This window comes from Bradyrhizobium sp. WSM4872, assembly GCF_055811715.1.
Genome location: NZ_JBVVPT010000002.1, coordinates 206,225 through 221,233 on the forward strand (window position 1 = coordinate 206,225; position 15,009 = coordinate 221,233).

Consider the following 15,009-nt stretch of genomic DNA (forward strand, 5'->3'; position numbering starts at 1 on the left):
TAGATCGCGGCAGCACGAGCACACATGGCCAAAATTCACTTTGTCGATCACAAGGGCGAAACCCGTACGGTGGACGTCGAGAACGGCGCGACTGTGATGGAAGCCGCCATCCGCAACAGCATTCCCGGCATCGAGGCCGAATGCGGCGGCGCCTGCGCCTGCGCCACCTGCCATGTCTATGTCGACGAAGCATGGCGTGAGAAGGTCGGCAGCCCGACGCCGATGGAAGAGGACATGCTCGACTTCGGCTTCGACGTGCGCCCGAACTCGCGCCTGTCCTGCCAGATCAAGGTCTCCGACGAGCTCGACGGCCTCGTGGTGGCGACACCGGAACGCCAGGCCTAACCCTGTTAGCTATTCATGTGCTCGGCGGCGCGACCTCGATGCCGCGCTTGTGCCAGGGCCTGAGCTTCTCGAGCACTTCCGCGATCAGCGGCATTGGCCGGCGCGACGCTTCGTCGATCATCACGGCGACCGATGTCGCCGATGCAATGCACTTCCCTTCCGAAAACACCACCTGCTCGAACGTCACCGACGTTCGTCCCAGCTTCACGACGCCGAGACCGAGCTCGATCGTGTTCGGCCAGTGCAGCTCCGCACGAAAATGGATGTCGAGCCGCACCATGATCCAGGCAAGTCCCGGCGGCGTCAGGCCGTATTCCGGAAGCTTCATCAGCGTGACACGGCCGGTCTCGAAATAAGTTGCGTAGACCGCGTTGTTGACGTGCTGGTTGGGGTCGAGATCGCCGAAGCGGACATTGTCGCTGAGGCGAAAAGGGTAGTCCTCCAGGCGCGGCGTCGTATCGAGGCGGCTTGGTGCGTTCACCGATTGATCTCCGTCATAGCGTTGCTCGTTACAGCCCAGTTATCCTGACCCGGCAAGTGGGGCCGGCTGCGGGGCGCTCCCGCTTTTATGCCTTCCCTGATCCATCCCCGTTGGCTAGACAGGCAGGGTCACCTCGGCCCACAGGGCGCCGTCCCACCGATATCGACCGATAAAGAGACGACATGAGCGACGCGATCAAAACCGATGTGCTGATTATTGGCGCCGGCCCCTGCGGTCTGTTCGCCGCCTTCGAGTTGGGCCTTCTCGACATGAAGACGCATTTCGTCGACATCCTCGACAAGGTCGGCGGCCAGTGCGCAGAGCTCTATCCGGAAAAGCCGATCTACGACATTCCCGGCATTCCGCAGGTTTCGGGGCAGGGCCTCACCGACGCGCTGATGGAGCAGATCAAGCCGTTCCATCCGACCTTCCATCTCGGCGAGATGATCGAGACCGTCGAGAAGATCGGCGATCCGCTGTTTCGCTGCACCACGGACGCCGGGAAGGTGTTCGAATGCAAGGTGCTGGTGATCGCTGCCGGCGGCGGCTCGTTCCAGCCCAAGCGGCCACCGGTGCCGGGGATCGAAGCCTATGAAGGAAGCTCGGTGCACTACGCCGTGCGCAAGATGGAGACGTTCCGCGACAGGAACGTGCTGATCGTGGGCGGCGGCGATTCCGCGCTCGACTGGACGCTCAATCTGCATCCGATCGCCAAGCGCATCACGCTCTTGCATCGTCGCGACGATTTTCGCGCCGCCCCCCACAGCGTCGAGCAGATGCGCGCGCTGGTCGCTGCCGGCAAGATGGATCTGCGGCTCGGCCAGGTCACCGCGCTGTCAGGCAACGAGGGCAAGCTGAGCGGCGCCACCGTCAAGGGCAACGACAACAGTGTGAGCGAAATTACCTGCGACACCATGCTGCCGTTCTTCGGCCTGACCATGAAGCTCGGTCCGGTCGCGAACTGGGGCATCGCGCTGGAGAACAATCTGGTGCCGGTCGAGACATCCGCGTTCGAGACCAACGTGCCAGGCATCTTCGCGATCGGCGACATCAACACCTATCCCGGCAAGATCAAGCTGATCCTGTGCGGTTTCCACGAGGGCGCGCTGATGTCGCAAAAAGCCCATCGCTACGTCTATCCGGAGAAGCGGCTCGTGTTCCAGTACACGACCTCGTCCTCCAGCCTGCAAAAGAAGCTCGGCGTCAACTGACGGCGGCGGGCGATGCCCCATGTTTCTGGTGCTGGAACAGTTCGCGAAATCGCCGTAGTCTGCGGCCATTGCAGTTGGCGGCTTAGCAAGGCGATTGGCTCAGCAAGGTGATGATAATGCGGACTCTCTTTTCCAGCTTTCGGCTGTTCTCGCTCCTCGCGCTCGCGATGTCGCTCGGTGCGGTGAGCCCGGTTGTGGCGCAAGTGCAGCAGCCGACCGCCGCGGGCCTCTGGCAGAAGGTCGAAGACGGCAAGACGGTGGGTTGGTTTCTCTTCATCGACCACAACGGCATCTTCGAAGGCGTCATCGCAAAAACCTTCCCGCGGCCCGGTGACGACCCGAACGAGATCTGCGCGAAATGCACGGACGATCGCAAGAACGCGCCGGTGCTCGGGCTCTCCTTCATCCGCGACATGAAGCGCGACGGCTTGAAGTATGACGGCGGCAACGTGGTCAATCCGCGCGACGGCAACATCTGGAAGGCCAAGATGACGGTCAGCCCGGATGGGCAGACCCTGACGATGCGCGGTTTCCTCGGCATTTCCCTGTTCGGCAAGGACGAGACCTGGACGCGTCTTCCCGACGCCAATATCGCGCAGGTCGATCCCGCCATCGTCGCGAAATATCTCCCGGCGCAAGCAACCGCCGCGACCAAGCCCGTGCCCGTGCCCGCGGCGAAGAAAGGCGGCGCGATGATGGCGCCGGCACCAAAGCAGTAGGGTCTACGTCGCGCGCTATGGCGCCCGAACTTCCGTAGCTCCACACACCGCCGTCATTGCCCGCCAAGGCGGGGACTTCAGTACGCCGCCAGCCTCTCCGCGTTCTTGCGCGGCGTCCGTGGCGCCCGTGCGCAATCGCGCATACGACCGGCGACGACAGCGGAGATGCCGGCGCGAGTAGCGGTCATACCCGTCGAAAGACGAACGCCTGCCGGACGCGCGCCAGTAGTTCCCCGGAATGCGCGGTGGCGCCGGATTTGCATAGCTATCCGCAAAGCTGCTGGGGGAATGAGTCGCCGTCCCTGACGCCTTCGCCGAGTCGCGAAAGGCGAACGGCAACTATCGCCCCGCGGCGATCACCTCGATCCGCGGAGACGACATGAGACGTGCAATATCCCGTGCCGCCATGCTGCTGGTCCTGACGGTGCTGCTGACCGCCCCGACGATGGCGCGTGACGACGGGCGCTACGCCAACTCGCCGTTAAAACCCTGGTTCGAGAGCCTGCACAGCGAATACGGCCAATGCTGCTCGGATGCCGACGGCTACGTGGTCGCCGATGTCGACTGGGAATCCGACAGGGGCCGCTATCGCGTGCATCTCGACGGCGAATGGGTGGTCGTTCCCGACGGCGCCGTCATCACCGAGCCGAACAAGATCGGCCGCACCATGGTGTGGAAGCACTATATCGACGGCCATCCCCGCGTGCGCTGCTTCATGCCGGGCAGCATGACGTAGATTGAAGCGTCATCCCGGGTGATGCGCAGCGTCGAAACGGGACTCGCACCAATGCATCCGCGCGGCGCTCAGGTCACCGGCGCCGGATTGAACAGCGTCAAATCGTTGTGGATGCCCCAGCGATCCGACCAGGGTTGTGTGCGGCCGCTGGCGACGTCGAGGATCAGGCGGAACAGGTCCCAGCCGGTTTCCTCGATGGTCTTCTCGCCGGTTGCGATGCCCCCGGCATCGAAATCGATCAGGTCCTTCCAACGTCGCGCGAGTTCGCTGCGGGTCGCGACCTTGATCACGGGCGCAGCCGCAAGGCCGTAGGGCGTGCCGCGGCCGGTGGTGAACACCTGCAGCGTCATGCCGGAGGCGAGCTGGAGCGTGCCGCAGATGAAGTCGGATGCCGGCGTCGCCGCAAACAGCATGCCCTTCTGCGTCGCCTTCTCGCCGGGCGAGAGCACGCCGGTGATCGCGGACGATCCGGACTTGACGATCGAGCCGAGCGATTTCTCGACGATGTTCGCCAAGCCGCCCTTCTTGTTGCCGGGCGTGGTGTTGGCGCTGCGGTCCGCGCCGCCGCGGGCGAGATAGGAATCGTACCAGGCCATCTCGCGGACCAAAGCGCGGCCGACGTCCTCGTTGATGGCGCGTCGAGTGAGCAGCTGGATCGCGTCGCGCACCTCGGTGACTTCCGAGAACATCACCGTGGCGCCGGCGCGCACCAGAAGGTCGGCGGCGAAGCCGACCACGGGATTCGCGGTGACGCCGGAGAAGGCGTCGCTGCCACCGCATTGCAGGCCGATGACGAGATCGGCGGCCGGGCAGGTCTCACGAGTGCGCTCGTTGAGGATCTTCAGGCGGGCTTCGGCCTGGGTCATGATGGCGTCGACGATCGCGCCAAAACCGTCGAAGGCTTCGTCCTGCATCCGGACGATGGCATCGCTGACGCCTTCCGGCACCAGACGCTCGGGCGCCAACTTTTCACAGCCGAGGCTGATGACCAGGATCTCGCCCCCGAAATTCGGGTTCTGCGCGATGTTTTTCAGCGTGCGGATCGGAATCACGGCATCAGGCGCGTTGATGGCGACGCCACAGCCATAGGCATGCGTCAGCGGCACGACGTCGTCGACATTCGGGTATTTCGGCAGCAGCTCGGCGCGGATGCGCTTCACAGCATATTCCATCGTTCCCTTGACGCATTGCACCGAGGAGGAGATGCCGAGGATGTTCTTGGTGCCGACCGAGCCGTCGGAATTGCGAAAGCCTTCGAACGTGAAACCTTCCAGCGGCGGCAGCGGCGCGGGAACGGCGGTGGAGATTTCCAGCTTGTCGAGGGCAGGGGCCTCCGGCATGCGGATGCGCGCTTCGTCCACCCATTCGCCGGCCAGGATCGGCGCCAGCGCATGGCCGATCACTTCGCCGTAGCGGACGATCGGGGCGTCCTGCGGGATGTCGACCAGCGCCGTCTTGTGTCCCTGCGGCACGAAGGCGCGCAGCGTCAGCCCGCTGGCGAAGCGGGAGCCGGCAGGAAGCCCGAAATCATTGACCACGATCGCGACGTTGTCGCGATCGTTGAGCTTGATGTAGCGGGGCTGCTCTTTCGCTGCGACTGATTGATCCATCTGCGCTTGCCTCCGAAGCCGTAGGGTGGGCAAAGGCGCAAGGCGCCGTGCCCACAATCTTCACACAGAACGTAAGGCGATGGGCACGCTTCGCTTTGCCCACCCTACGATGTCTTGCCCGTGGTTAGCCGGGAAATGTATAGGCGGTCTTCACCGTCGTGTAGAACTCGCGGGCATAGGAGCCCTGCTCGCGGGCACCGTAGCTCGAACCCTTCCGGCCACCGAACGGCACGTGATAATCGACGCCGGCGGTCGGCAGATTGACCATCACCATGCCGGACTCGCTGTTGCGCTTGTAGTGCGAGGCGTATTTCAGGCTGCTGGTGCAGATGCCGGAGGCAAGGCCGAATTCGGTGTCGTTGGAGATCGCGAGCGCCTCCTCGTAGTTCTTGGCGCGAATGACGGCGGCGACGGGGCCGAAGACCTCCTCGCGCGAAATGCGCATGTTGTTGTTGGCCTCGGTGAACAGCGCGGGCTGGAGGTAGTGGCCGGGCGTTTCGCGCTTGAGCAACTCGCCGCCCCAGGCGAGCTTGGCACCCTCGTCCTGGCCGATCTTGATATAGCGCAGGTCCTGGTCGAGCTGGCTCTGGTCGACCACCGGGCCGATATGCACGCCGGCCTTGAGCGCGTCGTCCACCGTGAGGCCTTTCAGGCGCTCGGTCACCGCCGCAACGAAGCGGTCATGGATGCCTTCAGTGACGATCAGGCGCGAGGACGCGGTGCAGCGCTGGCCGGTGGAGAAATAGGCGCCGTTGACGGCGACTTCGACCGCGGTCTTGAGATCGGCGTCGTCGAGCACCACCAGCGGGTTCTTGCCGCCCATCTCGAGCTGGAATTTCTTCATGTTGCTCGAGGTCACGCAGGCCTGCGCGATCTTGCGCCCCGTTTGCACCGAACCGGTGAAGGTGATCGCGGCGACGTCGGGATGCTCGATCAGGGTCTGGCCGACAACGGAGCCCGAGCCGACCACGAGGTTGAACACGCCGGCGGGAATGCCGGAACGGGTGATGATCTCGGACAGCGCATGCGCCGAGCCCGGCACCAGCTCGGCAGGCTTGAACACCACGGTGTTGCCATAGCAGAGTGCCGGCGCGATCTTCCAGGCGGGGATCGCGATCGGGAAATTCCAGGGCGTGATCATGCCGACGACGCCCATCGGCTCACGGGTGAGCTCGACGTCGATGCCGGGACGCACCGAGGCGCCCTTTTCGCCGATCATGCGCAGCGCCTCGCCGGCGAAGAACGCAAAGATCTGGCCTGCGCGCGCGACCTCGCCGATGCCTTCGGGGAGGGTCTTGCCTTCCTCGCGGGCGAGCAGGCGGCCAAGCTCTTCCTTGCGGGCGATGATCTCGAGCGAAATCTTGTTCAGCGCGTCGTAGCGCGCCTGCGGCGTCGACTGCGCCCAGGCGGGAAAAGCGGCCTTGGCCGCTGCGATCGCCTTTTCGGTCTGCGCCTTGTCGGCCTTGGCGTATTCGCCGACGAGATCATTGGTGTTGGAGGGATTGATGTTCTTGGTGACGCCGGAGCCGTCGACCCATTCGCCGCCGATGAAGTTCTTCAGGATCGCAGTCATAGCTTCCTCCAGAGTTTTTAACGAACCAGGCAGGGACGCTTGTCGTCGAAGGTCCAGCCGGGGATCAGGTCCTGCATGGCAATAGCGTCATCGCGGGCGCCGAGTCCATGCAGCTTGTAGAGGTCATGCGCGGCATCGATGGCGGCCCTGTCGATTTCGATACCCAGGCCCGGCCTATCCGGCACGGCGATCTTGCCGGCCTTGATCTGGAGCGGCTCCTTCGTCAGGGCCTGGCCGTCCTGCCAGATCCAGTGCGTGTCGATCGCGGTGACCTTGCCGGGGGCGGCGGCGCCGACATGGGTGAACATGGCGAGCGAGATGTCGAAATGGTTGTTGGAGTGCGAACCCCAGGTCAAGCCGTTGTCGCGGCAAGTCTGGGCCACGCGCACCGAGCCTTGCATGGTCCAGAAATGGGGATCGGCCAGCGGAATGTCCACCGCGCCGAGGCGCAGCGCATGGGACAATTGCCGCCAATCGGTCGCGATCATGTTGGTCGCGGTCGGCAGGCCCGTTGCACGGCGGAACTCGGCCATGATCTCGCGGCCGGAGAAGCCGCCTTCGGCCCCGCAGGGGTCCTCGGCATAGGCGAGAATGCCGTGCATGTCCTTGCAGAGGCTGACAGCCTCGTCGAGCGACCATGCGCCGTTCGGATCCAGGGTCACCCGCGCATTCGGAAAGCGCTTGGCGATCGCGGTGACGGCCTCGATCTCCTGCTCGCCGCGCAACACGCCGCCCTTGAGCTTGAAATCGGCGAAGCCGTAGTGGTCGTGGGTAGCTTCCGCAAGCCGCACCACGGTTTCCGGCGTCATCGCCTGCTGATGGCGGAGGTTGAACCATTCGGGCTTGCCGCTCTCGCCGCCGACATAGTCGAGCTTGCTTTTGCTGATGTCGCCGACGAAGAAGAGATAGCCCAGTGTCTCGACGCTGTTGCGCTGCTGACCCTCGCCGAGCAGAGCTGCGACCGGCAGGTTGAGATGTTGACCGAGCAAATCGAGCAGCGCCGACTCCACGGCCGTGACGGCGTGGATCATGACGCGGAGATCGAAAGTCTGCTTGCCGCGGCCGCCGGCATCGCGATCGGCGAAGGCGGTCCTGACATCGGCAAGGATGTTGTTCATCGCGCCGACGGTCTTGCCGATCACGAGATCACGGGCGTCCTGCAGCGTCTGCCAGATCTTCTGCCCGCCGGGAACCTCGCCGACGCCGGTGTGACCGGCATTGTCGGTGAGGATGACGATGTTGCGAGTGAAGAACGGCGCATGCGCGCCGCTCAGATTGAGGAGCATGCTGTCACGGCCTGCGACCGGGATCACCTGCATCGCGGTGACGACCGGTGCGCCAGTGATCTCGCTCTTGGCCATCGCGGGCTCCTCCCTGTGTCGTCCGTTATTCTGCAGCCTGTTGTGACGATCGGATGGCGGGCAGATTCTTCACCAGCGCCGTGACTTCCGCGATCTCCTGCTCGGTGAGATCGGTCAGCGGCGGGCGGACCGGGCCGGAGTCGCGGCCGATCACCTTCATGCCGGCCTTGATGATCGAGACCGCATAGCCCTTCTTGCGGTTGCGGATCGCGATCAGCGGCAGGATGAAGTCCTTTAGCCCGGCGTGGATCGTCGCGTGGTCGCGCTTGCGAACGGCGGCGTAGAAGTTGGTGGCGAATTCCGGAACGAAGTTGAACACGGCCGAGGAGTAGGTGGTCACGCCCATGTCGAGATAGGGCAGCGCGAAGGTCTCCGCCGTCGGCAGGCCGCCGATATAGGTCAGGCGGTCGCCGAGCTTGGTGTAGACGCGGGTCATCAGCTCGATGTCGCCGATGCCGTCCTTGTAGCCGACGAGGTTGGGGCAGCGTTCGGCGAGGCGGGCGAGCGTATCGGGCTGGAGGATGGCGTTGTCGCGGTTGTAGACGATGACGCCGATCTTCACAGAGGCGCAGATCGCTTCCACGTGGGCGGCAAGGCCCTCCTGCTCGGCATGGGTGAGATAGGGCGGCAGCAGAAGCAGGCCGTCGGCGCCGGCCTTCTCAGCGCCGATCGCGATCTCGCGCGCGGTGGCGGTGCCGTAGCCGGTGCCGGCGAGCACGGGCACGCGGCCCTTGGTCTCGTCCACGGCGATCTTGACAATCTGCGGAACCTCGGCTGCCGTCAGCGAGAAGAACTCGCCGGTGCCGCCGGCGGCGAACAGGCCGGCGACGTCATAGCCGCAGAGCCAATCCATATTGGCGCGGTAGGTCGCCTCGTCGAATGAGTAATCCGCCTTGAACGGGGTGACGGGGAAAGACAGGAGGCCGGATCCGATCTTCTGGGCCATTTCCTGCGGGGTCATCTTGCTCATGGGCGCTGCTCCCTGGTCTCGTGTTGTGGAGGACGCAGAGGTTGCGCGTCCATGCGCCGTGGTTTAGGAGACCGTTCGATGCGGGTCCAAGCCAAAGCCTATATCGACCGATGCGAAATCAGCATCAATCTTCCATCACCTCCGCCGATGACAATTCGCTCGCGATTTTGACGAGCGCCGACAGCAGCGGATTCTCGTCGTCGCGGCGCCAGACCATGAACAGCTCGACCGGAACGCGGGTGCGCAGCTTCAGCGGCCGCAGGCGGACATCCGCGATCTTCAGGCTCGCTGCCGCCGCCGGCACGATGGCGAGGCCGAGGCCGGCGCGCACCATGGCGAGGATCGAGTGGATCTGGCTCAGGTGCTGGACATAGCGCGGCAGGATGTCGGCGCGGGTGAACAGCGCCACCAGCACGTCGTGAAAGTAGCGGCTCTCATAGGGCGAATACATCACGAAGGGCTGGTTGTCGAAATCCTTGATCGTGACGCTCTCGGCATTCGCCAGCGGATGCTTTTTCGGGATCGCGGCGAGCAGGGGCTCGGCGACGACGCGGCGGCTGGCGATTTCGGGGCGCGCGATCGGCGGCCTGAGCAGGCCGGCATCGATCTGGCCCGATGTCAGCGCCTCGAACTGGTCGCCCGACACCATCTCCTTCAGTGAGAAGTCCACCTCGGGCAGCTTGGCGCGGCAGGCGGCGACGAGCTCGGGGAGGAAGCCGTAGGCGGCGGCCGCGGTGAAGCCGATCTTCAGCGAGCCGGACTTGCCGAGCGCGATACGGCGGGCAACCTGCGAGGCGCTTTCCGCAAGCTTCAGGATGCGCCGCGCTTCCGGCAGGAAGCTGCGCCCGGCGGGCGTCAGGCGTACCGAGCGGCTGGTACGCTCCAGCAGCGGCGCATCGATGATGTGCTCGAGCACCTGGATCTGCCGGGACAGCGGCGGCTGGGTCATGTTCAGCCGCGCGGCCGCGCGGCCGAAATGCAATTCCTCCGCCACGGTGACGAAACAGCGGAGCTGGTTGAGGTCGAACATCGATACATGCCTTAGATGGATAAGGCGTTTCCCCGGCGCTTCTAGCATCGATTACTCCCAAAACAAAGACGGCGGCCGTGAAGCCGCCGTTAAGTTGCCTGGTCAAGCTCCCACGGGAGCCCTCAGGAGGAACGTTTGAGCACCACGCGCTCGATCTTGCCGACGACCACGAGATAGGCGAATGCGGCCACCAGCGCATTGGCGCCGACGAATATCAGCGCACCGTTGAAAGAGCCGGTCGCGGCCAGGATGTAGCCGATCACGATCGGGGTGCTGATCGAGGACAGATTGCCGAAGGTGTTGAACAGGCCGCCCGAGACGCCGCCGGCTTCCTTCGGCGACGTGTCGGAGACGACAGCCCAGCCGAGCGCGCCGATGCCCTTGCCGAAGAAGGCGAGCGCCATGAAGCCGACCACCAGTGCCTGGCCGTCGACATAGTTGCAGGCGATGATCGACATCGACAGCAGCATGCCGCCGACGATCGGGATCTTGCGCGCCATCGTCAACGAGCCGGTCTTGCGCAGGATCGCGTCGGAAATGACGCCGCCGAGCACGCCGCCGATGAAGCCGCACAGCGCCGGCAGCGTCGCGACGAAGCCGGCTTGCAGGATCGACAGGCCACGCTCCTTGACGAGGTAGACCGGGAACCAGGTCAGGAAGAAATAGGTCAGCGTGTTGATGCAGTACTGGCCGAGATAGACGCCGAGCATCATGCGGTTGGAAAGCAGCTGGCGGATGTGGTCCCATCCGGAGCCGGCCTCGGGCGCGCGCTCTTGCTTCAGATCGTCTTTGGGCGCGTCGAGATCGACCAGCGCGCCGCCGTGCTTGATGTAGTCGAATTCAGCCTCGTTGATGCCGGGGTGCTCTTTCGGCCCGTAGACGGTCTTGATCCAGACCAGGCCCATGATGATTCCGAGCGCGCCCATCACGAAGAACACGTAGCGCCAGCCGTAATCATGCGCGATCCAGCCCATCAGCGGCGCGAAGATCACGGTGGCGAAATACTGCCCGGAATTGAAGAACGCGGACGCGGTGCCGCGCTCGCTGCTCGGAAACCAGGCCGCGACGATGCGTGCGTTGGCGGGGAAAGACGGCGCTTCGGCGATACCGACGAGGAAGCGCAGGCCGAACAGCACGGTGATCGCGGTGCCGGCGCTGAAGAATCCGACCCAGCCCTGCAGCGTCGTGAACAGCGACCAGACGATGATGCTGAAGGCATAGACGAGGCGGGAGCCGTAGCGGTCGAGCAGCCAGCCGCCCGGCACCTGCGCGATCACGTAGGACCATCCGAACGCCGAGAAGATGTAGCCCATCGCCACGGGATCGAGGTGCAGCTCCTTGGAGAGCGCGGGACCCGCGATCGACAACGTGGCACGGTCGGCATAATTGACGGTCGTGACCAGGAACAACATGGTCACGATGAACAGCCTGACGCGAGACCTTCTCACGTCCGCTGCGGACATCACTGCGCTCATGACGCGCCTCCTTAGAACTCGAAACGTTTCCCCACCGCGACTCCTAGAGGTGCGCGCGGCAAGGTGTCCAAGTTCAAGGCAGTATCGATCGATGCCGCTTTTGGATTGATGGAACGGCAGGTGGGGGGAACGATCGTGAGAGAGTGCCGAGACGTGAGCCCAATCCCGTCATCGCGAGCGCAGCGAAGCAATCCAGAATCCCACCGCGGAAGGACTCTGGATTGCTTCGCTGCGCTCGCAATGACGGTGTGGTGAGAGCTCGTTCTAGCTTTACTGTTGCGCGCCCGGCAGCAGCGGTGCGAGCAGCCCGCGTGTCACCCCCGGCGGTGCCGCATCCAGCCCCAGCACGGCGCTTGCGGCCGGCAGCGCCGCATCCGCCATCGCGGCGTGGCCTTCGGCGCTCGGATGCACGGCGCCGCCATAGACGGCGGAGAGCACGCCCCAGGTCGCGTCGTGGATGTCGGTCGGCTGGCTCGCTGCCGGCAGGCCTTGCGGATAGGTCATCGCCGCGAAATAGCTGTCATTGGCGTCGCGGATCCAGCGTGCGCGCGGCAAATAGGCGCGGAATTCGGAGGCACCGCGGCCGCACAGCATCGGCTGGCTCGCCGCGCTCACGATGTCGGGATTGAAGCTCTGGCCGTTCTCGGCAAAGCAGGTGCGGTCGAATTCGGGATCGTTGCCCGAATGGGCGCAGAAGCCGTGATCGGCGAACGCCGCCTGATGCGAATCCACGAAGGTCATGCGGTCGGCTTCGGGATCGCGGCACAGCGCGCCGCGAGTGCAGGTGGCGAGCCCCTTTAGTTGCGGCAGGAATTCGGTGTCGACGAAGGTCGAGACTCGGGCGAGGCGCTGCGGATCGGCGTTGAAGGACGGATGAATGTCGAAGCCGGCGCGGCCGCCGCGGCAGGGCACGCCGCCATCGGCGAGCGCCGGGTTGGCGTAGGAGACGTAGACCACATGCGAGAGGTCGCCGCCGACCAGCGGCTTCAGCGCCTCGCGCAGCTTGACGAAATTCTGCGGCAGCTCGCGCGCCAGCGCATCGCGGGAATCATCGACGCTCGCCATCACGCCGGAGCGGCGGAATATCGCGCGCTCGGTTGCGGTCTCGACGATCACGTCGGCGACGAGGCCGGAGAAATAGACGTCGTTGGCGCCGACCGAGAGCAGCACGAGGTCGAGCGTGCGCTCGGGCTGGCGCTTCTTGGCGGCGGTCAGCGCCTCGCGCAGCTCGGCGACCTGCGCGTTCACGCTGATGTTGCAGACGCCGGTCTTGCCGGGCGGGCATTCGCGGGCGCGCTGCGAGCCGAGCAGCCCGTCGCTGATGCTGGCGCCGGTGCAGGCGAGCGGCAGAAAGGTCACCGCGACGTGGGTGTAGCGCACCGCAAGCGCCAGCGCGGTCCGGGCCTGGTAGCTGTAGAGCGAGCGGTGGCAGGGCGAGTTGAACCACAGCGCGCTGTAGCGCTGCCAGTTGGCAAGCGTATCGGGCGCTTCGCAGGCGCGGCCGCCCTTGAAGCCGGCGCGGCTCGGCCGGTAATACTGCGCGCCGGCGGTGCCCAGATAGGAGCGGAAGCAAAAACCTTCGTCCGACAGCGCCAGCGGCCGGTCCGGATTGCCTTCGCCGGAGGCGATGCTGTCACCGAGGCCAGCGACGAAGATGTCGCGGACCTCGATCTCGGTCTGGACCCGCTGGGTCGGATCGGAGCCGGAGGAGACGTCGACGCTCGCAACCGTCTGCTTGCCGTAGCGGACCCGCAGATTGACCGGTTCGGCGCAGTCGAAGGTGGATTGTTGCGGCCCGTCGCCGTCGTCGAACGACCAGGCGCAGGTGGCGCCGACCGGCACCGCCCCGGCCAGGCGCACGGTGACGGGATGATCGAGGGGGGTGAGGTAGTTTTCCTTCGTGTTGTCGCGGGTGCAGGGCTGGTTGACCCGGCCCTGGAGGTCGATGCAGAGCCGGTTGACCATGTTGCGGGCCCAGCCGCGGCCCTCGCTCTGGAGCTCCAGCGATTGCTCGGCGGCGAGGATGCTGCGGTTCCGCGCGTTCTCGACATGCAGCAGGAAGTCGCGCTCCTCACGGAACAGCCGGAAGCGGTTGCGCACCTCCCAGCTGATCTGCATGGCGCCCGCGTCCTGCGCGGCCGCCCGCTCCGGCGGCAATGCGGTGAGGAGCCCGGCGAGCAGCAGGGCACCGGCTAGGAAACGGCGAAGGAATACAGGGATCATGGCCCGCGTCTTCAACGGCAAAGTTGAGGCGGAAATAAGAGAGCTGCTCTCCGCCTGCAACGTTGGTCTGACGGTTTTGCCGGCCGTCGTCTAGCGGACTATCGTTGGAGCATGATCTTTTCGGAAAACCGCTTCGCACTTTTCCGGATCATGCTCAGCGTTTGCTCGCCTGCCGCAGCGACCGCTCGCGCTCCATCGCCGCCACCTGCTTGGGCAGGTTGGCCTGCGCGCAGGCCTCCGCCAGCCGTCGGCGCTCCTGCCAGGGCTCCACCACATTCATCCAGAGCTCGCGTGCGCCCATGATGGAGATGGCCAGACCGAACGGGATCACGAAATAGAGGATGCGGAAGACAAGGAGCGTGGCAAGAAGCTGCTCGCGGCCGAATTCGGGCAGCGCCACCAGCATGGCGGCGTCGAACACGCCGAGCGAGCCGGGGGCGTGGCTGGCGAAGCCGAGCAAAGTCGCCAAAATGAACACCACGGAGAGCGAGAGGAAGTCGATCTGCGGAGTGGCCGGCACCAGAAGGTACATCGCCAGCGCGCAGAATCCGAGATCGACGACACCGATCAGGATCTGCACCAGCGTCAGCGGCGCTGACGGCAGCACCACCTTCCAGCCCTTCTGGCCAAGCTCGCGGCGCTTCTCGCCCATGCACAGCCAGACCAGATAGGCGCCGATCGAGGCGAGGCCGCCGATCGCAATCAACCGGTTAATCGACGACGGCAGCTGATCCATGTAGGAGGCGGCATCCGGATGGATGGCCATGCCGATCGAGAGCACGAAGATGTTACCGAGCCAAAAGGTCAGGCCGGACAGGAAGCAGATTTTTGCGACGTCGATCGCGTTCAGCCCGTAATCCGAATAGATCCGGAAGCGGATCGCTCCCCCGGTGAAGACGGTGGCGCCGATATTGTGGCCGATCGAATACGATGTGAAGCTGGAGAGCGCTGCGATGCGATAGGGCACGTGCTTCTTGCCGATCGTTCGCAGTGCAAAAAAGTCGTAGAAGGTCAGCGTACAGAACGCGAAGCATACGCAGATCGCTGCCAGTCCGATATTGCCGCGGGGGATCTCGGTCAACGCGGTCAGGATGACCCCGGTGTCGATGCCCTTGAGCGTCCGTACCAGCGTGGTGATCGCGAACGCAATGATAAAGACGCTCGCCGCAACGCCGAGTCGCCGCCAGCCGATCCATCTCTTGAAGCCGCGCTTCAGCGCGGTCAGCAGTCCGTGCATTCATCCTCCCGGCGGGGGGCAAGACCGACCAGGCCAGA

At 64.8% G+C, this 15,009-nt stretch carries 13 protein-coding genes; 4 read left to right on the forward strand and 9 right to left on the reverse strand.

Going from position 1 to position 15,009, the window contains the following annotated elements:
• Positions 1-24 precede the first annotated feature (24 nt).
• Positions 25-345 carry a 2Fe-2S iron-sulfur cluster-binding protein gene (locus tag AC0L3C_RS04085; RefSeq protein ID WP_045008721.1) on the forward strand — a complete coding sequence of 107 codons (321 nt, stop codon included), beginning with the start codon at positions 25-27 and terminating at the stop codon, positions 343-345.
• A 13-nt stretch (positions 346-358) separates the two neighbouring features.
• Here AC0L3C_RS04085 and AC0L3C_RS04090 read toward each other — a convergent pair whose 3' ends face one another.
• On the reverse strand, positions 359-826 hold the full coding sequence (locus AC0L3C_RS04090; RefSeq protein ID WP_473407254.1) for an acyl-CoA thioesterase: 468 nt from the start codon (positions 824-826) through the stop codon (positions 359-361).
• Positions 827-1,008: 182 nt separating this feature from the next.
• Here AC0L3C_RS04090 and AC0L3C_RS04095 point away from each other — a divergent pair, with 182 nt between their 5' ends.
• From AC0L3C_RS04095 to AC0L3C_RS04105, 3 genes are all read left to right on the forward strand, one after another.
• Positions 1,009-2,037, forward strand: coding sequence for an NAD(P)/FAD-dependent oxidoreductase (locus AC0L3C_RS04095; protein ID WP_473259365.1), 1,029 nt, complete (start codon positions 1,009-1,011; stop codon positions 2,035-2,037).
• Between the two features lie 116 nt (positions 2,038-2,153).
• Positions 2,154-2,756, forward strand: a complete 603-nt coding sequence (locus AC0L3C_RS04100; RefSeq protein ID WP_473259363.1) for a DUF2147 domain-containing protein — start codon at positions 2,154-2,156, stop codon at positions 2,754-2,756.
• A gap of 379 nt (positions 2,757-3,135) precedes the next feature.
• Positions 3,136-3,492 (forward strand): hypothetical protein, encoded by a 357-nt coding sequence (locus AC0L3C_RS04105; protein ID WP_473407255.1) that lies wholly within the window; start codon positions 3,136-3,138, stop codon positions 3,490-3,492.
• Positions 3,493-3,560: 68 nt separating this feature from the next.
• On the opposite strand, the gene garD is transcribed toward AC0L3C_RS04105, so the two are convergent.
• The 8 genes from garD to AC0L3C_RS04145 form a co-directional block, all read right to left on the reverse strand.
• The gene (garD, locus tag AC0L3C_RS04110) at positions 3,561-5,102 is read right to left on the reverse strand and encodes a galactarate dehydratase (protein WP_473407256.1); all 1,542 of its coding nucleotides are present in this window, start codon (positions 5,100-5,102) and stop codon (positions 3,561-3,563) included.
• 124 nt (positions 5,103-5,226) lie between these two features.
• Positions 5,227-6,675: an aldehyde dehydrogenase family protein gene (locus tag AC0L3C_RS04115; RefSeq protein WP_027518958.1), complete on the reverse strand. Its 1,449-nt coding sequence runs from the start codon at positions 6,673-6,675 to the stop codon at positions 5,227-5,229.
• 17 nt (positions 6,676-6,692) lie between these two features.
• Positions 6,693-8,036, reverse strand: coding sequence for a glucarate dehydratase (gudD, locus tag AC0L3C_RS04120; protein WP_473407257.1), 1,344 nt, complete (start codon positions 8,034-8,036; stop codon positions 6,693-6,695).
• Between the two features lie 25 nt (positions 8,037-8,061).
• On the reverse strand, positions 8,062-9,006 hold the full coding sequence (gene kdgD, locus AC0L3C_RS04125) for a 5-dehydro-4-deoxyglucarate dehydratase (protein WP_473407258.1): 945 nt from the start codon (positions 9,004-9,006) through the stop codon (positions 8,062-8,064).
• 124 nt (positions 9,007-9,130) lie between these two features.
• Positions 9,131-10,036 (reverse strand): LysR family transcriptional regulator, encoded by a 906-nt coding sequence (locus AC0L3C_RS04130; RefSeq protein WP_007602059.1) that lies wholly within the window; start codon positions 10,034-10,036, stop codon positions 9,131-9,133.
• Between the two features lie 122 nt (positions 10,037-10,158).
• On the reverse strand, positions 10,159-11,511 hold the full coding sequence (locus tag AC0L3C_RS04135; RefSeq protein ID WP_473407259.1) for an MFS transporter: 1,353 nt from the start codon (positions 11,509-11,511) through the stop codon (positions 10,159-10,161).
• A 270-nt stretch (positions 11,512-11,781) separates the two neighbouring features.
• Positions 11,782-13,734 carry an SGNH/GDSL hydrolase family protein gene (locus AC0L3C_RS04140; protein ID WP_473259348.1) on the reverse strand — a complete coding sequence of 651 codons (1,953 nt, stop codon included), beginning with the start codon at positions 13,732-13,734 and terminating at the stop codon, positions 11,782-11,784.
• Between the two features lie 154 nt (positions 13,735-13,888).
• Positions 13,889-14,971: a lysylphosphatidylglycerol synthase transmembrane domain-containing protein gene (locus tag AC0L3C_RS04145; protein ID WP_018457547.1), complete on the reverse strand. Its 1,083-nt coding sequence runs from the start codon at positions 14,969-14,971 to the stop codon at positions 13,889-13,891.
• Positions 14,972-15,009: the final 38 nt, after the last annotated feature.